The sequence below is a fragment of the Streptomyces sp. CHD11 genome (genome assembly GCF_018638295.1).
In the GTDB taxonomy this organism is placed as follows: Bacteria; Actinomycetota; Actinomycetes; order Streptomycetales; family Streptomycetaceae; genus Streptomyces.
In genome coordinates, this window is the sequence record NZ_JABTTS010000051.1 from 1 (window position 1) to 22663 (window position 22663).

Annotated in this window: 17 protein-coding genes; 10 read left to right on the forward strand and 7 right to left on the reverse strand. The window is 73.6% G+C overall.

Going from position 1 to position 22663, the window contains the following annotated elements; genetic code table 11:
- The 3 genes from HTV45_RS32290 to HTV45_RS32300 all read right to left on the reverse strand — a co-directional run.
- A partial coding sequence (locus HTV45_RS32290; protein WP_215209454.1) for an amino acid adenylation domain-containing protein occupies positions 1 to 3063 on the reverse strand: 3063 nt, incomplete at its 3' end.
- A gap of 1124 nt (positions 3064 to 4187) precedes the next feature.
- On the reverse strand, positions 4188 to 5774 hold the full coding sequence (locus HTV45_RS32295) for a hypothetical protein (RefSeq protein ID WP_215209455.1): 1587 nt from the start codon (positions 5772 to 5774) through the stop codon (positions 4188 to 4190).
- A gap of 324 nt (positions 5775 to 6098) precedes the next feature.
- A complete protein-coding gene (locus HTV45_RS32300) occupies positions 6099 to 6431 on the reverse strand; it encodes a DUF3140 domain-containing protein (RefSeq protein ID WP_215209456.1) in 333 nt (110 codons plus the stop codon).
- A 166-nt stretch (positions 6432 to 6597) separates the two neighbouring features.
- Between HTV45_RS32300 and HTV45_RS32305 the strand changes: the two genes are divergently transcribed.
- The 8 genes from HTV45_RS32305 to HTV45_RS32335 all read left to right on the forward strand — a co-directional run bounded on the left by HTV45_RS32305 (position 6598) and on the right by HTV45_RS32335 (position 14624).
- Positions 6598 to 6861: an HU family DNA-binding protein gene (locus HTV45_RS32305; RefSeq protein WP_215209457.1), complete on the forward strand. Its 264-nt coding sequence runs from the start codon at positions 6598 to 6600 to the stop codon at positions 6859 to 6861.
- Between the two features lie 79 nt (positions 6862 to 6940).
- Positions 6941 to 7837, forward strand: coding sequence for an SDR family oxidoreductase (locus tag HTV45_RS32310; protein WP_215209458.1), 897 nt, complete (start codon positions 6941 to 6943; stop codon positions 7835 to 7837).
- A 196-nt stretch (positions 7838 to 8033) separates the two neighbouring features.
- The gene (locus HTV45_RS32315) at positions 8034 to 9605 is read left to right on the forward strand and encodes an SDR family oxidoreductase (RefSeq protein ID WP_215209459.1); all 1572 of its coding nucleotides are present in this window, start codon (positions 8034 to 8036) and stop codon (positions 9603 to 9605) included.
- Between the two features lie 36 nt (positions 9606 to 9641).
- A complete protein-coding gene (locus HTV45_RS34940) occupies positions 9642 to 9764 on the forward strand; it encodes a hypothetical protein (RefSeq protein WP_285899711.1) in 123 nt (40 codons plus the stop codon).
- Positions 9765 to 9912: 148 nt separating this feature from the next.
- Positions 9913 to 11055, forward strand: coding sequence for a polyprenyl synthetase family protein (locus HTV45_RS32320; protein WP_215209460.1), 1143 nt, complete (start codon positions 9913 to 9915; stop codon positions 11053 to 11055).
- Positions 11052 to 12632, forward strand: coding sequence for a phytoene desaturase family protein (gene crtI, locus HTV45_RS32325; protein WP_215209461.1), 1581 nt, complete (start codon positions 11052 to 11054; stop codon positions 12630 to 12632). Before HTV45_RS32320 ends, crtI begins: the two co-directional genes overlap by 4 nt.
- Positions 12619 to 13617, forward strand: a complete 999-nt coding sequence (locus tag HTV45_RS32330; RefSeq protein WP_215209462.1) for a phytoene/squalene synthase family protein — start codon at positions 12619 to 12621, stop codon at positions 13615 to 13617. Before crtI ends, HTV45_RS32330 begins: the two co-directional genes overlap by 14 nt.
- The gene (locus tag HTV45_RS32335) at positions 13614 to 14624 is read left to right on the forward strand and encodes a DUF5914 domain-containing protein (RefSeq protein WP_308309807.1); all 1011 of its coding nucleotides are present in this window, start codon (positions 13614 to 13616) and stop codon (positions 14622 to 14624) included. Before HTV45_RS32330 ends, HTV45_RS32335 begins: the two co-directional genes overlap by 4 nt.
- A 274-nt stretch (positions 14625 to 14898) precedes the next feature.
- Here the strand turns inward: HTV45_RS32335 and HTV45_RS32340 are convergent, their stop codons facing one another.
- Genes HTV45_RS32340 through HTV45_RS32350 form a run of 3 tightly spaced genes read right to left on the reverse strand, consistent with a single transcriptional unit; the run spans position 14899 to position 18442 of the window.
- Positions 14899 to 16467, reverse strand: coding sequence for an FAD-dependent oxidoreductase (locus HTV45_RS32340; protein WP_215209463.1), 1569 nt, complete (start codon positions 16465 to 16467; stop codon positions 14899 to 14901).
- Positions 16464 to 17231 (reverse strand): methyltransferase domain-containing protein, encoded by a 768-nt coding sequence (locus HTV45_RS32345; protein WP_215209464.1) that lies wholly within the window; start codon positions 17229 to 17231, stop codon positions 16464 to 16466. Before HTV45_RS32345 ends, HTV45_RS32340 begins: the two co-directional genes overlap by 4 nt.
- Positions 17228 to 18442, reverse strand: coding sequence for a lycopene cyclase family protein (locus HTV45_RS32350; protein ID WP_308309808.1), 1215 nt, complete (start codon positions 18440 to 18442; stop codon positions 17228 to 17230). The genes HTV45_RS32345 and HTV45_RS32350 overlap by 4 nt, the downstream gene beginning before the upstream one ends.
- Before the next feature lie 863 nt (positions 18443 to 19305).
- Here HTV45_RS32350 and HTV45_RS32355 point away from each other — a divergent pair.
- Together HTV45_RS32355 and HTV45_RS32360 are read left to right on the forward strand one after the other, a co-directional pair.
- Positions 19306 to 19680, forward strand: a complete 375-nt coding sequence (locus HTV45_RS32355) for a hypothetical protein (RefSeq protein WP_215209465.1) — start codon at positions 19306 to 19308, stop codon at positions 19678 to 19680.
- Positions 19681 to 19886: 206 nt separating this feature from the next.
- Positions 19887 to 20252, forward strand: coding sequence for a helix-turn-helix transcriptional regulator (locus HTV45_RS32360; protein ID WP_215209466.1), 366 nt, complete (start codon positions 19887 to 19889; stop codon positions 20250 to 20252).
- A 52-nt stretch (positions 20253 to 20304) separates the two neighbouring features.
- Here HTV45_RS32360 and HTV45_RS32365 read toward each other — a convergent pair whose 3' ends face one another.
- Positions 20305 to 22038 carry an SWIM zinc finger family protein gene (locus HTV45_RS32365; RefSeq protein WP_308309809.1) on the reverse strand — a complete coding sequence of 578 codons (1734 nt, stop codon included), beginning with the start codon at positions 22036 to 22038 and terminating at the stop codon, positions 20305 to 20307.
- Positions 22039 to 22663: the final 625 nt, after the last annotated feature.

Below are 22663 nucleotides of genomic sequence, written 5' to 3' on the forward strand. Positions count from 1 at the left end.
CGAACAGAGGATCTCCTCCCGCGCCGTGGCCGGACCCCGCCCGGCACCGGACGGCTCGCGCCCCGGAGCCGGCAACGCCCCGCGGTCCAGCTTGCCGTTCACCGTCAACGGCAACACATCCAGCACCACCAACGCGGACGGCACCATGTACTCCGGCAGCACACCCCGCAGGTACCGGCGGATGACAGCGTTGTCAGGACGCTTCGGGCCGTCCGCCGGAACGAGGTAGCCGACCAGGCGCTGGTCGCCGGGACGGTCCTCCCGGACCACCACCGCGCAGTGCGCCACGGACGGATGCGCGCCCAGCGCGGCCTCGACCTCGCCCAGTTCGATCCGGACTCCCCGGATCTTCACCTGGTCGTCCGTACGGCCCAGGTACTCGAGCTGCCCGTCGGCGTTCCACCGGGCCAGGTCGCCGGTGCGGTACATCCGCTCNCCCCGGATCTTCACCTGGTCGTCCGTACGGCCCAGGTACTCGAGCTGCCCGTCGGCGTTCCACCGGGCCAGGTCGCCGGTGCGGTACATCCGCTCCCCCGGGGCGAACGGATCGGCGACGAACCGCTCCGCCGTCAGCCCCGGCCGCTCGAAGTAGCCTCGGGCCAGCTGCACTCCGGCCAGGTACAACTCACCCGCGGCACCCACCGGTACCGGACGCAGCGCGGGATCCAGCACGTACGCCCGGGTGTTCCAGACCGGGCGCCCGATGGGCACACCGCCTGCGCCGCCGTCCGCGTCACACGTCCACGCGGTGACCTCGACCGACGCCTCGGTGGGACCGTAGAGGTTGTGCAGCGGAACACCCAGGACGTCCCGGAACCGCCCGGCGACGTCACCGGGGAGCGCCTCGCCGCTGCAGAACACGGCTCGCAGGTCCGTGCAGGTGGTGGCGGACGGTTCGCGGAGAAAGTCCTGGAGCAGGGACGGGACGAAGTGCGCGATCGTGACACGCTCGCGCCGGATCAGCTCGGCCAGGTATCCGGGGTCACGGTGGCCCGAGGGCTTGGCGACCACCATCGTCGCGCTCTGGAGCAGCGGCCAGAAGAACTCCCGTACCGACACGTCGAAACCGTAGGGTGTCTTCTGCAGCACCCGGTCCGACGCGGTCAGACGGTAGGTGCCCTGCAACCAGGACAGCCAGTTGACGATGCCCCCGTGCGGTACGGCCACCCCCTTCGGCCGTCCGGTGGAGCCCGAGGTGTAGATCACGTAGGCGGGGTGGGCGGGCAGCAGGGCGCCGCGGCGTTCGGCGTCGGTGAGTTCGCCCTCCTCGAAGGCGCGGAGGGCGGTGGCGGTCCGCGAGTCGTCGACGACCAGGTGCGGCACCTCTCCACCGGCGGGGGCCAGATCCGTGCTGGTGAGCAGCAGCAGGGGCCGGGCGTCGGCGAGCAGGTACGCGACACGGTCGGCGGGGTGGTCCGGGTCGACGGGTACGTACGCACCGCCGGCCTTGATCACCGCGAGGAGGGCGACCACCAGGTCGACGGAACGGTGCATCATCACCGCGACCCGCGACTCCGGGCCCACCCCCCTGTCGATCAGGAGCCGGGCGAGGCGGTTGGCCCGCGCGTGGAGGTCGGCGTACGTCACCTCGGCACCCTCGAAGACCACGGCGACCGCGTCCGGGGTGCGGGCGGCCGGAGTCCGCAGCAGATCCGGGAGCGTCGCCGCGGGCACCTCCCGGGCGGTGTCGTTCCACTCCTCGATGACCTGGCGCCGCTCGGAACGGCTCATCAGCATCATCCGGTGGACGCGGTCCTCCGCGGCGGCACCTGCCATCCACGTCATGACGTCGAGGAATCGTGCGGCGTGTCTGTGCAGGGCCTCCCGGGTGTACAGATCCGGATTGGCCTCCACGATCACGGAGATACTGCCGTCGAACGACCTGTCGTAGACCGATATCGACACGTCATTGAAATTGATCCCGCCGAGTCCGTGCGGACGGCTGGGCGCGTCGCCGAATTTCAGGCCGTAATCGAAGGAGACGATGTTGACCAGAAGGGGGTAGATCCCGCTGCGGCCCACGAGTTTCAGGTCTCTGAGGATGTCTTCGTAGCGGTACCGCTGATGCTTCAAGGCATCTCGCACTCCGCGGGAAACCTGCTTCACGAGTTCCCGCACGGTGACTTCCGGTTCCACCGAAAGGCGAAGGGGAATAATATTCGCCGTCATTCCGGGTACATCGCGTAATGCGGTTTTCCTGCCCATCACGGGGACGCCGAGAATGACGTCCTGCTGTCCCGTGGCGTGGTGCAGACAGGCGGCGCTCGCCGCCATGGCGAGACCCGCCAGGTTCGTTCCCATCCGGCGTGCGGAGCTCTTGAGATCCGCGGCGGCGTCCGGAGCGATGTGGAGTGTGTGCCGTGTCAGTGCATGGGGAGTGGTGGAGGGCTCCCGGCCGCTCAGGCTGACCGTCGGCGGGAGGTCGGCGAGGCGCTCGGTCCAGTACGCCCGGTCCGCCTCGAACTCGGTGGACGCCCGGTAGGCGGCATCGGCGTCCATCAGCACGGAACAGGAGGGGGGCGCGCCGTCCGGGACGGGTTCGCCGGCCGACAGCGCCGTGTAGACCGCGGCCAGCCGGCCGGCTGTCCGGGAGCCCGCGAGTCCGTCCGCGATGACATGGTGCAGGCGCTGGTACCAGAAGAAGAGGTCCTCGTCCACCTTGAACAGGGCGTGGGTGAAGAGGTCGCCGTCCTGGAGGTCCACCGGACGGCGCATGTCCGCGCGCATCCAGTTCATCGCGCTCGAACGGGGGTTTTCCTCAGCGCTCACGTCAACCAGGTGGAACGGCCAGTCGCTGTGCGGCTTGACATACTGTCGAGGAATCCCGTCCGCGGCCTTTTCGAAACGGAGGGAGAAGCAATCGATCTCCGCCACGACTCTGCGTGCGGCCGCCTCGAATAAGTCCCCGTCGATCCGTCCGTGAATCTCGATGTATTCACCCATGTTATATATGGGATTATTCGGGTCCAGTTGCTGCGCATGCCACACTCCGAGCTGCCCGGCCATCAATTCGCGATAGCCGCCATGCGATTCAGACATCTCCACACCCCGGTCGGAACTCACGCTGTTCTTTCCTGCCTCTCACCCAGCTCGTAGCGGTTCTTGATCACCCAGGATCTTACCGGCGAGGCTGGTCCGGGCCATCGGGGCATCGCCCCCGGGCTCACGCTTTTGCACAGCACGGAAAAGGACCCGTGCTCATTCTCGAAAGCCATTCGGCCAAGGAAGGATCCAGAGAGCCCATGTGCCACCGGGGACCGGAGATGCATAGGGGCGAATCATGGAGCGCAATGCGAACTCGAGGCCGATGGCTTCACAGGACAGCTTGCTGGAATACGTGGTCCGCGCGATCCTATGATCGGGCGCGGAACCCTGTCGTCAGCAGACGCTGCGCCGCCGTCTGGAAAGACTGCGGAGCCGACCGGGGCCGCAACCGCGCCTACCAGACATATGCCGTCTTACGCCATTCAGCATTGACACTCCTCATGCCAGATAGTGGGCGAGTGTAATACATTGGGCAACTTTCAACAACCGCTTCTCGGCGAGGAGCCGGCGGGCCGTCATCATGGTGCCCCGGAGGCCGGCCGCTCGCGATCGCCTCCTCTGATGATCAGCAAGGTGACGGTACTGTCCGGGGCTGCCCGCGGGTACGAACAACCGCGGGGTGTGGCGTTCGACGAGCCGGGGCAGCCTTCGCCGGCCTCCGGCCGCTCCCGGGGGCCCACTGCGCCCCGCACACCTTCGGTTCCGCCGTCGGGCCACTCTCCGCCGCGTCCTTGTTCCACGGATTCCGGCACTCCCCGTCACTCCTCCACCGCCCGCGTATGTCGTTCCCGGGGTCGCGTCGAAGGGATGCGAACGTATTACTGCGTTGCGCCACGCTCCTTCTGATCTATTCGCCCGCATCGTGAGCGAGTCGCTCGAGGAGATCTGGTGATAGTTGCCGCTTCATGACCACCATGAAGCGGCCGCACGGAGCGGGGTCGTCAATCGGTATGTCCGGAAGAGCATGTCCGGAACAGCACCAGTGGAACTGTCTTGTTCCGGACGTCCCGGCTCGCTCTTATGAATATCGATCGACTGGATATGGCGCCGCCGGAGGTGGGGCGCCGGCCGGTCGACCTCGGTACGCCGATTCCGCCCAAGAGCTCGCGCCCCTCCCCTCTCCCTGCCTCCCGGTCACCCGGTCACCCGGACGCCAGCTGTTCCGCGATCTCCTTGATCCAACCGGCGCTCTTCGCAGGGTCGTCGAGGGTGGCCGCCCAGGCTTCCGGCTCGAGCTTGTGCTGGGCCGGGCCCGACTTCAGAGCGACGAGGAGCGCCCGGGCGGACTCCCTCATCTCGGCCGTGGTGCCGCCGCTGCCGGGGATGTCGGGGCCTGCCGCCAGGGCGTAGATCTCGCGCGCCATGGCCTGGCGTTCGCCCTGTGACACCTTCTTCCAGAACTTCAGGGCGTGCTTCAGCGATGCGTCGCGAGGCTCGGCCTCCGCGGGCTCCTTGCCCGCCGGCGCCCAGCGCTCGGGGTGGCGGACCTCTTCGTAGCGTTTCGTGGCGGCGCGCAGCGCCTTGTACAGGGTGACGCCGAGGACCAGGCCCGCCCCGGCCCCGGCGAGGCCCCATCCGACCGGGTTGCTCGCCAGCCCGGCGGTTCCCGCCGCGACCGCGGTCACCACGCCGGCGGCGGCCTTGGTGGATTCGCCGACCGCGCCGCCGACCGTCTCCTTGCCCATCTTGGTGAGCTGCTTCTTCTTCGCGTACTCCTGCACCCGGTTCAGCTTCTCCACATCGCGCTCCGCGCGCTGGAGGCTCTCGCCGGCGTCACGGGCTTCCCCCATCGCCTCCCACGCGGCGTCGATGGCCTCGGCAACGTGCTCCAATCGCCCCTCGCCTTCGTGGTCCCAGTAGGCGTCCAGCGCGACGTACGCCTCTGCCGCGGCCCACTCGGCCTGTTCCCGCGACTCGTGCAGCCGGGCCAGTGACCCCGCGTGGACGAGGTGGGGGTCTCCGAGTTCCCTCACCTTCCGGTACTTGCGGGCCGCTCCCCCGACGCGGAAGGCCGCCCGCATGCCCTTGACCGCGCCGACGGAGGCGCTGGCGATGCCGCTCGCCTCGGACGCCACGGCGGCGTCCGCCGCCTTCTGGATCTTGGTCACCTCCTTGGCGATGGCGGCGCTGTATGCCGCCGAACCGGCGGCGCCGACGGCTGTGTCGGCCCCCTTGGTTCTGGCCTTCCTGTTCGCCGTGTGGTGACCGGCCCCGGTCTCGAGCTTCCTGGCGTCCTTCGCGTTCTTGTACGCGTCCATGCCGCTGACCACGGTTCCGGAGGCCTCCGTGAGGAGGTTCCCCGACGCGGCGGAGGTGCCGGAGGCGGCGGCGGAGTTCTTGAGGCCCTCGTTGGCCGCGGCGGCGGCCTGCTGGGTGAAGCCCGCGTTGGTGGGGGTCTGGACGCCCTTGATGAAGGTGTCGATGGGCTCGAGATTCTTCTTGAACCTGTCCAGGAGCCCGGAGATCCGGTCACGGTAGTTCTTCTTCCGCGCCCCGGCGGACGCACCGCCGCCGCCTTCCGGTGCCTTCCCCTTCCCCTGGTCCTCGTTGCCCTCGCCCCTGGCCCGCTGCACGGCCGCGGCCGTGGCCCGGTTGCCGGCGCTGGACTGCATCCGGAGAAGGGCGTGCTCCGCCGGGTTCCGCGACGGGCTCCCTTCCCGGCTCTGCCGGGCCGGCATCGGGACGGCAGCGGACTGCCGTGTCGAGGTGCGGTGGACCGGGGTGCTCATGGACATGCCTCTCCTGCTGCCGGACCGGGCGAGGCGAAAGTAGCCGGGCACGGCCAACATCAGGGGTGCTGCGGGGAAACTCTCCGGGGACACTGGAGAACGCGTGGTCGGCGACCACGGCTCCGGGACGGGCGGCCGTCGGCTGACGGACGCCCCGGTGTCGGCTCTCCCTGCGTTCCGGGCGCACCGGAGTGAGGGTGAGGCAGCCGTGCCGCCCGGCCCACGACGCACACGCCACGCCATGCCACGCCACGTCATCCCATGTCAGGTCAGGTCATCCCGTGTCAGGTCAGGTCAGGTCAGGTCAGGTCAGGTCAGGTCAGGTCAGGTCAGGGGATCGTGCCCCCAGTTCATGAGTGAGTACCGCCATCGGGTGTCCCTGATCTCGCCCGTCGGCCGCTGGGCGAGATGCCGGCGGATGTAGCCGACGACCTTGCGCATGTGCTGGTAGTCGTCGTCGGAGAGATCGCCCTTCCTGGCACGCAGGATCTCCACGATGCGGCGGCCCGAGGCGTGTCCGGTGGACTCGCCTCCGTCCTTCTGCTGCCCGACGCTCCGTGACTCCTCCGAGGCCAGCCATGTGTCCAGTTCGGCGGGCCGCATGTTCACCAGTTCGCGGAACTCGTCCCAGGTCGCCTCGCGCTCTTCGTCGTTCACGCCGCCTCACTCCCTTGTCGGCGCGGACGGCCGGGCACCACGTGCGCCGTCCGCCCGGTCATCCTCTCCTCCACGCCACCCGCGCGCCCGTCAGAAGGTGCGCCGGCCGCCGGGCACCGCGATCGTGGCATCACGATCTCTTCCCCTCGGACTCCGGGCAGGACGCATGGACAGGACCCAGCTGGTCGAGTCGACCAGGGACCGCGCGGCGGGCAACGGCGACGGTCCACGCCCGACCGCCGACGACGTCGAGCGGGTGCTCGACGCGGTGTTCGGGACCGTGGAGCATCCGGGCTCGATCGCCGAGGCCCTGAGCCGGGGCGAGGAAGTCGCCCTGGGCAGCTTCGGCAGGTTCCGTCCGGACGGCGGGACGGCCGCGTTCCGTCCGGGCAAGGCGCTCACCGAGTTCCTGCACGGGGAGACAGGGTGAGCGACCGGACGGCCGCGGTGCGAGCCTTTCCGCCCGGCGTCCCCGCACCGTCGTGGTCCACCGCGGAAAGGAACCCTGCATGACGGTCGCCCGTAGGCCCCTGCACGGCCGCACGGCCGTGGTGACCGGAGCGGCGCGCGGTCTCGGAGCCGCCCTGGCCCGGGTCCTGGTCGAACGGGGCGCGACGGTGGCGCTGCTGGGCCGCGAGGAGAGCACGCTGGCGGAGGTCAGGGACGCGCTGCCGGCGGGCCGCTCCGCCTGCTGGGAGGTCGACGTCACCGACGACCGGGGGATGCTCCGGGCCGCCTCCGGGATCCGGGAGCGGCTGGGGCCGCCCTCGGTGGTGGTCGCCAACGCCGGGCTGGCGGAGGGCGGTCCGTTCGCGGAGTCGGACACCGCCGTCTGGCGTCGTGTCGTGGAGGTCAATCTCATCGGCAGCGCGGTCACCGCGCGCACGTTTCTGCCCGATCTGTTCGACACCCGCGGCTACTTCCTTCAGGTGGCGTCCCTGGCGTCGATCGGTGCGGCGCCGATGATGAGCGCCTACTGCGCGTCGAAGGCGGGAGCCGAGTCGTTCGCCCACTCGTTGCAGGCGGAGGTCGCCCACCGGCACGTGGGGGTGGGGATCGCCTACATCAACTGGACGGACACCGACATGGTGCGCGACGCCGACCAGCACCCGGTGCTGCGGGAGCTGCGCGGGCACATGCCGCGGCCGGCCCGCAAGGTGTACCCGGCCGCTTATGTGGCGGGCCGGCTGGTCACCGCCGTCGAGCGGCGGCGTCCTGCCGTCTACGTCCCGCGGTGGCTGCGCGCGACCCAGCCCGTGCGCGCCGCGATGCCACCGGTCGTCACGCTGCTGTCGCGACGGGAGCTGCCACGGCTCGGCGCGGCGGAGCCGTTCTCGGCGACCGGCCTGCTCGGCGCGGGCGGCCGGGCCGACCGGACGGCCGGTGCCGACGCCCCGCACGGTTGAACGGCCGGTCGCGCCCTCCTCCCGTCGTGCGCCGGCTACCGGCGCGGGGGACGGGTCAGGGTTCCCACCGAACCGGCGGGGGCGGCACGACGGGGCGTCGTCCACCGCCCGGCCCCGACGGGCGCGGTGACGGCATGGCGGTGATGATCGGTCGGGAGTGGAACGGTGTCGCGGTACGAGCCGGAGGGAGAGAGCCGTGGAGACGAACGGGCGACGGGACGCGCAGGGGCCGCGTTCTCTGGTGACCGGCGCGTCCGGGTACATCGGCGGGCGTCTGGTGCCGGAGCTGCTGGAGGCCGGTCACCGGGTCCGCTGTCTGGCCCGTTCCCCCGGCAGACTGCGCGACCATCCCTGGGCGGCGGACGTCGAGACCGTACAGGGAGATGTCACCGACGCGGTGTCGGTCGCCGAGGCCATGCGGGGTGTCGACGTCGCCTACTACCTGGTCCACGCGCTCGGCTCCGGTGCGGATTTCGAGGACACCGACCGCCGTGCCGCGCGGATCTTCGCGGAGCAGGCGCACGCGGCGGGTGTCCGGAGGATCGTCTACCTGGGCGGCCTCACTCCGCGGGGCGTCCCCGAGCGTTCGCTCTCCCCGCATCTGCGCTCCCGCGCCGAGGTCGGCCGTGTCTTCCTGGAGTCCCCGGTGCCGGCGACCGTGCTGCGGGCCGCGGTCGTCATCGGATCGGGCTCGGCCTCCTTCGAGATGCTGCGTTATCTGACCGAGCGGCTGCCGGTCATGGTGACCCCCAGTTGGGTGCACACCCGCACGCAGCCCATCGGGGTCCGCGACGTGCTGCGCTGTCTGGTCGGCTCCGCGACCATGCCGGACGATGTGGACCGGGCCTTCGACATCGGCGGGCCGGACGTCCTCACCTACCGGGAGATGATGGCCCGCTACGCCGCGGTGGCGGGCCTGCGGCGGCGCGTCATCGTCCCGGTGCCGGTGCTCACTCCCGGGCTGTCCAGTCACTGGGTCGGCCTGGTGACCCCGGTTCCGGCCTCGATCGCCCGGCCGCTGACGGAGTCCTTGCGTCATGAGGTCGTCTGCCACGAACACGACATCGCCCGGTACGTTCCCGACCCTCCCGGGCACCCCCTGCCGTTCGACGAGGCCCTGGCCCTCGCCCTGCGGAGGGTGCGGGAAGCTCAGGTCGCCACCCGCTGGTCGTCCGCGTCCTTCCCGGGAGCGCCCAGCGATCCGCTGCCCACCGACCCCGACTGGGCCGGCGGCAGTCTCTACCAGGACGACAGGGAACGTCCCGTCGACGCGTCCCCGCAGGCGCTGTGGAAGGTGATCGAGGGCATCGGCGGCGAGAACGGCTGGTACTCCTTTCCGCTCGCCTGGGCGGTCCGCGGCCGGCTGGACCGGTTCGTCGGCGGCGTCGGCCTGCGCCGCGGACGACGCGACGCGGAGCGCCTGCGGGTCGGTGACTCGCTGGACTTCTGGCGTGTCGAGGAGATCGAGCCGGGACGCCTGCTGCGGCTGCGGGCGGAGATGCGGCTGCCGGGACTGGCGTGGCTGGAGATGTGGGTCGAGACGGACGCCGAGGGCCGGACCCGCTACCGCCAGCGCGCCCTGTTCCACCCGCGGGGACTGCTCGGCCATGCCTACTGGTGGTCCGTCTCGCCCTTCCACGCCCTCGTCTTCGGCGGTATGGCCCGCAATATCACCCAGGCGGCCGCCAGAGGGCCGGCCGCCCGCAGGGGTGACCGGCGCGCCGAGCGCGTCCGCCGCCCCCTCGATCACCGCGGCACCCGGCAGTAGAGCCCCTTCACGCACCACCGCACCAGGAGGGACGCCATGACCGTCGCGGTCGTCCTGTTCACCTCGCACCTGCGCCTGTACGGCCATCCGCCGCCGTACGCCGTCAAGCACGCCCGGGGCCGCGGGTCAGGAGGCTCCCGTCCGTGCCCCGCGGGGTGACACACCGCCATGAACCGGGCGCCGATGGGCCGCTGAGGTGAGACTGTCCCGGACCGGCGCCGCACCGGGTAGGCATCAGCGCATCCGTATCGGGGCACTCGGCGGAAGCACTGGTCTGCGGATGACCGAAAGTGAGAAGGGGTTGTGCATGCTTGGACTGCCGCCGACGGCTGCCGTACCGGCCGGACTCGTCGACGACCCCCTCACCCCGTCCGACACCGCCGACGGCGCCGACGCCGTCCTGGAGCGGATGCTCGAGACGCGACTGCGTCAGTCCCGTGCCGTCGATCCGGTCTTCGCCCGGGATCTGGCCGACCGGGTGGGCGCGCTGGTCGCGCGGGGCGGCAAGCGGCTGCGCACGGCCTTCGCGCTCTGCGGCTGGCGGGCGGCGGGCGGCTCGGGCGACGCCACCGCGGTGCTCCGTACCGGCGCGGCCCTGGAACTGCTGCAGGCGTGCGCCCTCGTCCACGACGACGTGATGGACGGATCGCCGACCCGCCGGGGCGGCCCGGCCCTGCACGTCGAACTGGCGCGCGCCCACCGGGCGGCGGGCATGCACGGTTCCGCGGAGTCGTTCGGCACCTCCTCCGCGGTGCTCGCCGGTGATCTGGCCCTCGCGTGGGCGGACGACCTGCTGACGGAGACGGCACTGGAGATCCCGCACGGCCGGCGTCTGCACGAGGAGTGGCGGGCGATGCGCACCGAGATGGTCGCCGGGCAGTACCGCGACCTGCACGCCCAGGCCTCCCGTTCGTCACGCGTCGACGAGGCGCTGGACATCGCCACCCTGAAGAGCGCCCTGTACACCGTCGCCCGGCCCCTCGCCCTGGGCGGGTCGGTGGCCGGGGCCGGTGACCGTACCCTCGACGCGCTGCGGGCGGCCGGGCGGTGCGCCGGTCTGGCCTTCCAGCTCCGCGACGATCTGCTCGGTGCCTTCGGCGACCCGGCGCTGACCGGCAAACCGGCCGGCGACGACCTGCGGTCGCGCAAGCTCACCTATCTCCTGGCCACCGCTCTCCGGCTCGCCGACACCGCCGGGGACCACCACGCCGCGGCCACGCTCGCCCCGGACGCGGACACCCGTTCGGAGCGTGCCGTCGAGCGGATGCGGGCGGCCATGGAACGCACCGGTGCCAGGGAGGTGGTGGAGGCGAAGATCGGGGAGCTGACGGCCATCAGCCTCGGCCACTTCGAACGCACGGGCGCCCACCCCGCCGTGCGGCACGAGTTCGCCGCGCTGGTCGAACGCGCGTCGGGCGGGGCGCCGCACCGCGCCGGGGAGGTCGCGTGAGGAGGGTGCCCGGACGCACCGACCATGTCGTCGTGGTGGGTGCGGGCCTGTCCGGACTGGCCTGCGCCCTGCATCTGCTGGGTGCGGGCCGCCGGGTCACGCTCGTCGAACGGGACGCCGGTCCGGGCGGCCGGGCCGGCCGCGTACGGCTGGGCGGCTTCCAGGTGGACACCGGCCCCACGGTGCTGACCATGCCCCACCTGGCCGACGAGGCGTTCGCGGCGGTCGGCGACAGCCTGTACCGGCGCGTCGAGCTGACGGCCCTGCACCCGGCCTACCGGGCCTCCTTCGCGGACGGGTCCTCGCTCGACGTGCACACCGACGGCGAGGCGATGGAGGCGGAGGTGAGACGCTTCGCCGGACCGGCACAAGCGGCCGGGTACCGCGCTCTGCGGCAGTGGCTGGAGCGCCTGTACCGGGCGCAGATGCGCCGCTTCATCGACACGAACTTCGACTCCCCCTTCCAGCTGCTGCACCCGGATCTGGCGCGGCTGGCGGTGCTGGGCGGTTTCGGGCGGCTGGACGCCCGCGTCGGCCGGTTCCTCTCCGACGAGCGTCTGCGCCGTGTCTTCTCCTTCCAGTCGCTGTACGCCGGTGTGGCCCCGGCCCGGGCGCTCGCGGCCTACGCCGTGATCGCGTACATGGACACCGTGGCCGGGGTCTGGTTCCCCAAGGGCGGCATGCACGCCCTCCCCCGGGCGATGGCCGACGCGGCGGCGGAGGTCGGCGCCGATCTGCGCTGGACGTCCGAGGTGAGCACCCTCGAGCGGTCGGCGGGCCGGGTGCGGGCCGTGCGGCTGTCGTCCGGCGAGCGGATCCCGTGCGACGCGGTGGTACTGACCTGTGAACTGCCCACCGCCTACCGGCTGCTGGGGCGTCGGCCCCGGCGCCCGGTACCGCTGTCGCACGCACCGTCCGCGGTGATCCTGCACGCCGGGACCGACCGCACCTGGCCCCAGCTGGCCCACCACACGCTCTCCTTCGGCGCCGCGTGGGAGCGCACCTTCGACGAGCTGACCCGCTCGGGCGAGCTGATGAGCGACCCGTCGCTGCTGATCACCCGTCCGACCGCGCACGACCCCGGTCTGGCACCGCCAGGCGGCCACCTCCACTACGTCCTCGCCCCCTGCCCCAACACGACGGTCGGTCCCGGCGCCGCGGCCTGGCGGGACCTCGGCCCGCGCTACCGCGACCGCCTCGTCGGTGAGCTGGAACGCCGGGGCCTGGACGGGTTCTCGGCCAGTGTGCGCGAGGAACTCCTGGTGACCCCCCTCGACTGGACGGCACAGGGGCACGCGGCGGGCAGCCCCTTCTCGGTCTCCCACACCTTCGCCCAGACCGGGCCGTTCCGGCCGCGCAACCTGGTCGGCGGGGTGGAGAACGTGGTCCTGGCGGGCTGCGGGACCACCCCGGGCGTCGGCGTGCCGACGGTGCTCATCAGCGGCAAGCTCGCCGCCGCCCGCGTCACCGGCGGCGCCGGGCGCCGCGGCGTGCCCCCGCGTGCTCCCAGGACGGCCGTTCCCCCACCCACCGCACCCACCCCACCCACCCCGGCAGGTACTCATGACCCGTCGTGAACTGGACGCGGCCGGAATCACCGGTCCCGCGCTGCGCGCCGCCTACACCCGGTGCCGCCGCCTCAACGCCCGTCACGGCAAGACCTACTTCCTGGCCACCCGGCTGCTGCCACTGGAACGCCGTTCGGCCGTGCACGCCCTGTACGGCTTCGCCCGCTGGGCCGACGACATCGTGGACGACCTCGACCGGCACCGGCCCCCCGGGGAACGCGACCGGCTGCTCGCCCGTCTCGAGAGCGACCTCGCGGCCGGGCTGCGGGCCGGCGACGGGGACGAGCCCGTGGTCCGGGCCGTCGCCGACACCGCCGGCCGGTACGGCATCGAGCACGCCCTCTTCGCCGACTTCCTGGCCTCGATGCGGGCCGACCTGACGGTCACGGACTACCCGACCTACGCGGATCTCCAGCGCTATGTGCACGGCTCGGCCGCGGTGATCGGCCTGCAGATGCTCCCGGTCCTGGGGACCGTCGTGCCCCGCGAGGAGGCGGCGCCGCACGCGGCGGCCCTCGGTGTGGCGTTCCAGCTCACCAACTTCCTGCGGGACGTCGGCGAGGACCTCGACCGCGGCCGCGTCTATCTGCCCGGGGACCTGCTCGCCGCCCACGGTGTGGACCGGCCGCTGCTGGAGTGGAGCCGTCGTACCGGACGCCGCGACCCGCGGATCCGCGCGGCCCTGGTCGCGGCGGAGGCCATGACGCGGGACGTGTACCGGACGGCGGAGCCGGGCATCGCCATGCTCGACCCGCGGGTGCGTCCCTGCATCCGCACCGCCTTCACCCTGTACGGCGGCATCCTGGACGCGATCGCGGAGCGGGACCACACCGTGTTGCACCGCCGCGCGGTGGTGTCCCGGCGGCGCCGCGCGGCCCTGGCGGCGGGCGGTGCGCTGGGCGTGGCCGCCGCCCGGTGGCGGGCCCGCGCCCCGCGCGGGGCGGACGCGGCGGGCGGTCCGCCCCCGGTCGGGTGGAAGGAGCCGGTGGGGTGAGGGAGCGAGGGGGCCGGGCGCGATGGACTCCGCCGTTGCGGCGCCGGCGTGGCGGTCCGGGCTGGGCGGCCCAGCCGCCGGCCTGGCGTCAGGCACGGCCGGCGCTCATCTCGGACACGCTGAAGCGGGCGTCCGCCCGTCCGTCCGGGAACTGGTTCGTGGTCGGTGCCTCCCGGAGCACGCGCGCCGCGGACCGCCCGTACGGCCGGACGGTCGGGGGTGTGGAGGTGGTGCTGTGGCGCTCGGCCACCGGTGAGCTGCACGCGGGCTCCGGGGTGTGTCCGCACCTGGGCGCTCCGCTGCGGGACAGCCGGGTGGTGTGCGGCACGCTGGTCTGCCACTGGCACGGACTGGCCCTGGACGGTGCGCCGTTCGCCGGCTGGCGTCCGTTCCCGGTGCACGACGACGGCGTGCTGGTCTGGGTCCGGCTGGACGAGGTGGGCGGCGAGGAGTCGACCGGGCTCCCCGTCGTGCCCGTACGGCCGGCGGCCGGCCGTGGTGTGGACGCCGTGTACACGGCGGTGGGGCGGTGCGAGCCCGAGGACGTGGTGGCCAACCGGCTCGATCCGTGGCACGGCTCGTGGTTCCACCCCTATTCGTTCGTCGACCTGTCGGTGGCCCGGGAGCCACAGGGGGACGAGGACGACGCCTTCGTCGTCGACGTCTCCTTCCGGGTGGCGGGGCGTCTGGTGGTGCCGGTACGGGCCGAGTTCACCGCGCCGGAGCCGCGCACGGTCGTCATGCGCATCACCGACGGCGAGGGCGCCACGTCCGTGGTGGAGACCCATGCGACGCCGCTGACGGGTGCGGACGACGCACATCCCCGGACGGCTGTGGTCGAGGCGGTGGTCGCCACCTCGGAACGGCGCGGGTTCGCGGCGGCGCGGGCGGCCGCGCCCGTGCTGCGCCCCCTGATGCGCCGTACGGCGGGGCGCCTGTGGCGCGACGACCTGGCCTACGCCGAGCGCCGCTGGACGCTGCGCAGCACCGGCCGTTTCCCCGGCTGACCCGCGGGGCGAGGGACCCGGCCGGCCCCCGGAGCCCCCCGCAGCCCGACGGCTCCCCGGCAGCCCCGCACGGCCGGTAGGCCGGTAGGCCGGTAGCCCGGTAGCCCGGTAGGCCCACCGAGCCGGGCGGCTCCCCGACCGACCGCGGAACCCGGGGGCCGCCCGACCGGCCCACGACGCCGGACGGCACCGACGGGTCCCGTCTGCCGGTGGGCTGCGGGTCGTCGACGGCGGGTCGGGGCGGGCGGTGCGCGGGCGCCTCGGAGCCCTGGTATCAGGGACGGGGGTGGCGGCCCGCGACGGCACCGAGGGCCCTGAGCAGCGGTGACCGGCCCGCCCGGGGAACGGTCCACAGCATCTGGCCCCGCACGCCCCACTCGCCGAGGAGGGCGTTCGCCGCGAGGAAGCCGGTGGTGGCGGCACGTTCCATGAGGGCGACCGGCAGGTCGCAGCGGATGGCGTCACCGGCCAGGGTCAGCCACCGGTGGGGCGTGCGCACGGTGGGGCGCCGGCGGTGCGAACCGACCGGGAAGAGCGGGCAGTCCGACCGCCACTCGTGCCGGGCGTCGACCAGGCGTGCCTCGCCGGTCTCCGGGTACACCTGGCGCAGCCGGTCGAGGAGCATCTCCTGCACCTGCTTCGGTTCCGCCCCCGGATCCACGGCGTAGGCGTGCAGTTCCACCACCGATCCCCCGCTCCGCGCCGCCCAGCGGGCGGCCTCGCCCTCGTACCGCTCCAGGACACTGATGTTGTCCAGGCCCCCGTAGCCACTGGTGCCGAGGAAGCCGGGGCGGTCGGCGCGGACCGGACGGTCGAGCCAGAGCCGGGAGACGAGGAACGGCGGGGCGGTGCGCAGGGCCGCGATGCCGGCACGCCAGGCCGCCGTGCCGAGGCCGGGTGACGCGTCGACGATCCGGCGCAGTCCCCCGGTGTCGGAGGCGAGCACCACGGCCTGGTGGTGATCCGCGCCGCCGTCGGTGCGCACCTCCGCTCCTCCTCCGTCGCGGGGGAGGACGGTGTGCACGGGGGTCCCGGTGCGCACGTCGGCGCCGAGACGTCGGAGGTAGTCGCCGAGGGGTTCCCAGAGCGCCTGGGGGAACGGCTCGCGCGGCACGTCGAAGAGCAGGCCCTCGGACGATCCCAGGAAGTAGATGTGGAACATCAGCAGCAGTTCGGCGGCGGACAGTTCGCGCGGGTCGGCGAAGAAGCTGCGGGAGAACACCTCGAACGCCAGGTGGTGCGCGGCTTCGGGGAAGCGCACGCCGTGCAGGAAGTCGGTGGCGGAGACCTCGTCGAAACGCTCGTACACCTCGGGCACGCGCACGTCGAGGAGCGGCAGCGCCGCACGGGCGTCCAGGGCGGTCAGGTCCCGCCAGCCGAAGGTGGGGCTCAGGGCGACGAATCCGAGCGCGCTGAACGGCGGGGTCCTGGGGACACGGGCGAAGCTGTCGGTCAGGCCGCCGCTGTGGCGCAGCGGGTAGTCGGGCAGCGGGGTGAGCCGGGCGAGGGCGGGGTCGGTGCGTCGGAGCAGGCCGCGAAGGTTGTAGTACTGGCGGAAGAAGGCGTGGAAGCCGCGGGTCATGGTCACCCGCGAGCCGTCCGCGAGCCTGGTGCGCTGCCCGGAGAGCCGGCCGCCGAGGGACTCCTCCCGCTCGTAGAAGGTGACGCGGGCGCCGCGTTCGGCCAGCAGGACGGCCGCGGCGAGCCCGGCGATGCCGCCGCCGATCACGGCGGCGGACGGCTCGTCCCCGGGCCGGAAGCGGGGTTTGCCGGGTGCGGGCGGGAGCATCTCCGCCCTGCGGTCGCGGCCCCGTCGGGCGGCGGTGGGGCGGCGGGCGGTCACCGGGTCCCCTCCCGCTCCGTGGCCGGGCCGTCGCCCGCGGGGAAGGCGCCCGGGGCGGGCATGTCGTTCCGGGCGAGGAAGGTGTGCACGATGCCGGTCTGCCATCCGGCGACCGGGGCGACACGCACCCCGGTGAAACCGGCTCGCGTCAGCCGGTCGCGGAAGGCGGGCGCGGTGTCGAAGGCGAGGACGCTGTGCCAGAGGTGGTGGTAGAGGGCCCGGTCGCCGGTGAGGGTACCCGCCGGGACGACGACGCCCCGGCAGACCGCCGTCCACAGGGCCCGGTGCGCCGGCGAGCCGCTGAGGCTGTACTCGTGGACGGCCAGACGTCCGCCCGGCCGCAGCAGCGTACCGACGCTCTCGAGGAGCGCGTCCGGGTCGGTGACGTTCCGGAACAGGTAGGCGGCGAAGACCGCGTCGAAGGGGCCCTCGTCCGCCGCCGCGACCTCTTCGGCGGTCAGGTGCAGGAAGCGCACGCGCGGGGGCCACGGTTTGGCCAGGGCGCGGCGCAGCATGCCCGCCGAGGCGTCCACCGCCGTGATCCGGGCCCGGGGTGCGGCCCTGAGCAGGGCCTGGGTCGAGGCGCCGGTACCGCAGCCGAGGTCGAGGATGTGCAGTCCGGCTCCGTCCCCGGGGAGCCGCAGACGGCGGGCCGAGCGCAGGAGGCCGGTGCCGTAGCCGGGGTTGAGGGAGGTGAGGCTGTCGTAGGTGTGGGAGGCGTGGTCGAAGGCGCGGGCCAGGTCGTGGTCGCGCAGGAGGCTCATCGGGGGCTCTCTCCGTTTCGTGCGGGTGGCCGGGAGCGGCGGGGCAGGAAGGGGATTTCGGCTGCCGTGCGGAGCATCGGACGGACGGGTGTGCGCAGCCCGATGCCCCACTCCTCACGCGGTGAGGTGGCGCCGTCGAGAAAACGCAGCAGGCGCTCGGCCGGGATGCGGCGGAACAGGCCGGTGAAGAAGTCCGGTCCGTCGACCCGGCCGGTGTCCAGGGCGCGCAGCAGTACCGCGTCCATGGCCAGGGCACGTCGTCCGTGGGGGGCGGGGACGCCCCCGTGCCCGTCGCGCAGGGCGGCGGCGATGGCCCGGCTCTGCCGTTGCACGGCGGCGAAGGTGTAGCCGGTGGCGGGCCGGGTCGCGCCGCCGGCGGTCCCGATACGGAAGACGGCCGCCCCGGACCGGCGGGGGAACCGGGCGTCGGTCATCGGGATGACGCCCTGCTCCGTCTGTTCCACGGTGAGCGCGCCGAGCCCGAGCACGTTCCGGCAGTACCCGTCGAGTGCCGACTCGTAGGCGCCGGTGGTCAGCGGGGTCCGGGAGAACTCGGTGTACTCCACGAGCGCCCGGTCGGGGGCGAGTGGCAGGACGTATCCGAAGGCGAGACCGTGCGCGGGCTGCGGCACGCGGAAGTCCATCAGGTCGGCGACGGCGGGATCGAACCGTTCGGTGCCGGTCCGTACGAACCAGCCGCGGAAGTGCTGGAGCAGCCGGGTCCGGGAGGGCGGCAGGGCGGGCAGCGGCCGTGAGTCGAACACCCGCCGGGCGCGCAGGGTCACGCTCTCGCCGTCGGGCAGCGTGCACCGGATCTCCGCGCCGCCGGGGACGTCGCGCACCGAGTCCGCCGTCGCCCGCAGGAGGTGCCCTCCGGGCGAACGGGCCAGGAGCGCGTGGACGTGCCGCTCGAACGGTGTGGAGCGCACCATGCGGTAGGTGAACGGGGCCGGGTCGACGACGACGTGCCGGCCGTCGGCACCGTGCACCCGCAGGCGGGACCACGACGCGCTGACGACAGGGCCGAGGTCTCCCTCCTCGTCGTCCCAGTAGCACCAGGTCCGTTCCGGCGGGCGCAGCGGGCCGTCCGGCGGCTCGACCACGGTCACGGTGGCCGCGCCCGTCTCGGTCAGCCGGTGGGCGAGGCTGAGACCGGCCGCGCCACCACCGAGGACGACCACGTCGGAGGTGTGGGCGGGGGGACGCGTCACCGGGTCCACCACTCGGCGGCGGGGTCGGACCGGCCACTGCTTCGGGTTGTGCGCCCCCCTCCCTGGACGCGTCTCTTCGCGGCCGGCTTCACGGCGTCACTCATCTGTCCCGGGGCCGCCGCACGGGAGGCGGGGTGCGCTGCCCCGCGGTGTTCCTCGGTCATCGTCCTCCTCGCTCGGCGCCGTCCTCGTGGTGCGGGGCCGGGACGGGCGGGCCCGTCGCCGGGCCCGCCCGTCCGGCCGGAGCCGGTTGCCCGGCCCGCTCGTCCGGCCAGTACCCGGAACGCGCCGGGGCAGGCCCGTGACGCGTCCTGTCGCCGGCACCGCGGGGCACCTGCCACGCGGCCGTCGGATCAGCGGACCACGTTCGCCGGGCGGATGCCAGGAGCCACGGCCCAGTGCCCCGGGACGACGGCACGTCAGCGGAGGCGGCGACCGCGGCCTCCGGCGTGGTCACCGCCCCGGCGAGCCCCGGCGGACCCGCCGGTCCGGCCCATCGTCCGCCCCGCCCAGCCGGGTCCGGGGGTCAGGACGGCCCGGCCTCCGGCGCGCGTCGCGCACACCCCTCTCCATGCCGGTCACGTGCTGGGCCTGCGGCCGGCCGGCGGTGGCACCGGACCGGGCCGGCCCTCAGCCCGACGGCGGCCGGCCCGATCAGCGCGGCGGAGCACTTCGGTGACTTTCGAACCGGTCGTGGTCGCACGGCGATGGATCGGCATATGCGTTCGGTCATCGGCGGTCATCCCCGGCAATCCGTGCCCCCGGGGCCGGATCACCCGCCTACGGTGCCACCGCGGCCGGGCGAAGGTGTTGTCGAGTCCGGGCCGACGCAACCCGTGTACCGAACGAAGAGGGAGACGTCCATGGCAACCGTGGAAGTGTCGCTGAAGGACATCATGACCGCCATCGAAGGCGCCCTCGGGGCAGCCGTCGTCGACTACTCCAGCGGCATGGCGCTGGGGACCCTGGGCGGAGGCAAGGATCTGGACCTCACGGTCGCGGCCGCCGGCAACACGGACGTGATCCGTGCCAAGGTGCGCACGATGGAACTGCTGGGCCTGACGGGTCAGATCGAGGACATCCTCATCACGCTCGAGAACCAGTACCACCTCATCCGGCTGGTCACCGGCCGGAGCGGCAACGGCCTGTTCCTCTACCTCGTCCTCGACAAGTCCCGGTCGAACCTGGCGATGGCCCGGCACCAGCTCAAGCGGATCGAGGAACAACTGGAGGTATGAGGAACGATCCGGATGCCTGGCCGACGCACGCCCATGATGTGAAAACTTCTTCAAGTCACCACATCAACATGGTTCCAAGCCATGCGTGGGCGGCGCGGCGAGCGAGCAGGATCGGCGGCGAAGGACGGCACATCGCGCGGCGGCGCGTCTTCGGGGCGCCGCCGCGCCCTGGAGAACATCCCCGACGCGGCAGGGAGCGCGCATCCATGCAAGTCCCCCTCTACCAGGCCAAGGCGGAGTTCTTCCGCATGCTGGGACACCCTGTGCGCATCAGGGTCCTGGAACTGCTGCAGCACGGGCCGGTGCCGGTACGGGACCTGCTCGCCGACATCGACATCGAGCCGTCCAGCCTCTCGCAGCAGCTGGCCGTGCTCAGGAGGTCCGGCATAGTCGTCTCGATCCGGGAGGGCTCCACCGTCCGCTATGCCCTCGCCGGTGGTGATGTCGCCGAACTGCTGCGTGCGGCACGCCGGATCCTCACCGAACTGCTGGCCGGGCAGAGCGAGTTGCTGGCCGAACTACGACAGAGCGACACACCGGTGCCGTCGGTGCCCCGCAGCAGGAAGGGCTGAGCGCACCGCGGGCGGCGGCAGCCGTGGCTGTCACCGCCCGTCCCCGGTGCTCTCACAGGCCGCCGGGTGTGTCCAGGCCGGTCAGAGCGCCCACGGGATCGGAGTCGGGGGTGCCGCGGGGCCACCAGTCGTCCTGGCCCGGTTCGGACTCGTAGGCGTACCAGAGGTGGTCGCGACCGAGACGGAGCTGGACCTGGCCGCGGGGATGGGTGAGACGGTTGCGCCAGGGCCGGAAGGCAGGAAGGTCCGCGGCGAGGAGGAGAGGGCGGGCGCGGTCGAAGCGGCCGGCCGGCGGGTCCCAGGGTTCCTCGAGGACGGCGAGGCCGCCCGGACCGCCCTGGCGCCAGGCGGCGACCGCGCGGGCCAGCTCGGCGGGGGTGCGGTCGGCGGCTCTGGCCAGGGAGGAGTACAGCGCGCGGGTGGAGACGGTCAGTCCCGCACCGGGGCGTGCGGCGGCGAGTCGTACCGCGTCGTGCCACAGGGTGAGCCCGCCCACGGGATCCCGGCCGGTGGTGAGCAGGGCGTGGGCACGGGCGGCCGCGTCGGTGGCGAGCTGGTCCAGCGCGAACGGGTCCGGACCGCCGGGGGCCGCGGGATAGCCGGGCGGCTGCTCCGGATGCGGCGGCGGGGCCGCCGGGGCGGGAAGCGGAGGGAGTTCGCGAGCCTTGCGGGCGACCGCTTCGGCTGCGCGGATGCCGGGCAGGGGCTCCGGCTCCTTCTCCCGGGCGGCGCGGGCCGCGCGGGCCGCGCTCAGCCGGGACAGCGCGTCGATCACCTCGTGCTCGCCGCGTCCGCGCAGCAGGAGCAGCACGAACGGGTCGGCGTCGAGCAGCCGGGCGGTCTGGTAGCAGAGGGCCGCCGCGTGTTTGCAGGGATGGCCGGAGTCGGGGCAGCTGCATCGCGGGTCGAGGTCACCGGGTCCGGGCAGCAGGGGTGCCCCGCAGTCGGCGAGGGACTCGGGCATCTCCTTGTCGAGCAGTGCCGCGATATGTCCGGGCCGCTCGGCGGCGGTGTCCAGGAACCGCTCCCAGTCGGCCTCCCCGAACGTCCGCAGCCGCACCTGGACCCGGTAGGGCCGGGGACGGCTGCCCCGTACGTAGGCGAGGACCAGCCCCGGTGTGACGGTGATGGCGTCGACGTGCCCCTGTTCGGCGTATCCCCGACCGCGCGCCAGCCGGGCGGCGTCCAGCGCGCCGTCCTCCAGCGCGGTGATCCACGCCCTGCCCCACCACGTCTCGGCGAAGTCCTGCCGGCCGCCGGCGCGCGGTGAGAAGGCGGGGAAGGTACGGCGCAGGTCGCCGTCGCGGGCGGGGGCGGCCATGGACCGGGGCGCGGCGTGTGCGGCCTGTGCGGCGTGGGTGGTGCGGGGCGTTACGGGGGGTTCGGCGCCGGGCCGGGCGGACGGAGCCGGAGCGGCCGGGCGCCCCCCGCGGGAGCGCGCATCGGGAGCCGGCTCCGGACGGGGGGCGTCCGTATCGGTGGGCATACGGAAGGCGTCGGCGAGGGCCGCGCGTACCTCCCGGGCCCGCTCGTCGGCGAGACGGTCGCCGCGTGTGGCGCGGGGGACGCGAGGCGCGGGCGACACGGCGCGCCGCCTGGCCGGCCGGGGCCGGTCCTCGGCCTGCGCGCGGGCGCGCTCCGCCTCGGCGCGTGCCGAACGCAGGGCCTCCCGCGCGATGTCTCCGGGCCGCCGCACCGAAGGGGCTCCGCCGTCCGGTCCGGTGGCCGCCGAGGAGCCGACGGCGCGGTCGGACGCGGAGCCGGCAGCAGCGGGGGGTGCGGCCACCGGGCCCGAGTGCGCCGGGGCGTCCCGGCCGGACCCGGTCGCCGCATCCGTCCCCGTCTCCTCGGTGGACGATCCCGCACCGGACGGAGACGGCGCCGCGACTTCCCCACCGGCCCCCGACCCCGTGCCCCGCCCCGCCCCTTCCACGGACGACGCCGCACCGGGCGAGCCGGTTCGCGCGGCGCGAGGCGCCGCCGGGCGGGCGGAGGGCAGCGAACCCGCACCGCTCACCTCCGGCGACGTGGACTCCCCGGCCGCCGACCGGCCGTCCGCGGCTCCACCGGCCGCCGCCGGGTCCCCGGACGGCCCACCCTCGTCCGCCGCCTCGGCGGGCGTCCCGCCGTCGGACGCCTCCGCGATGGTCCCCGCCTCCTCCGGTGCGCCGTCACCGGGCGCCGGTCCGGCGCCCGCCACTTCCATGGCCGCCGCCGCATCGGCCCGGCCACCCCCGAAGTCCCCGTCGTCCCCGTCGTCCCCGGTCCCATGCATCTCGGGCGGAGGGCCGGAGGGGTCCGTGCCGGGGTCTCCCGCGGACCGTGGGGACCCGGCCGGTGCCCGCGCGGGCCGCGTGCCGTCGCCCGGGAGCCGGTCCGGGCACGGTCAGCACCACCTTGTCGACACCCGG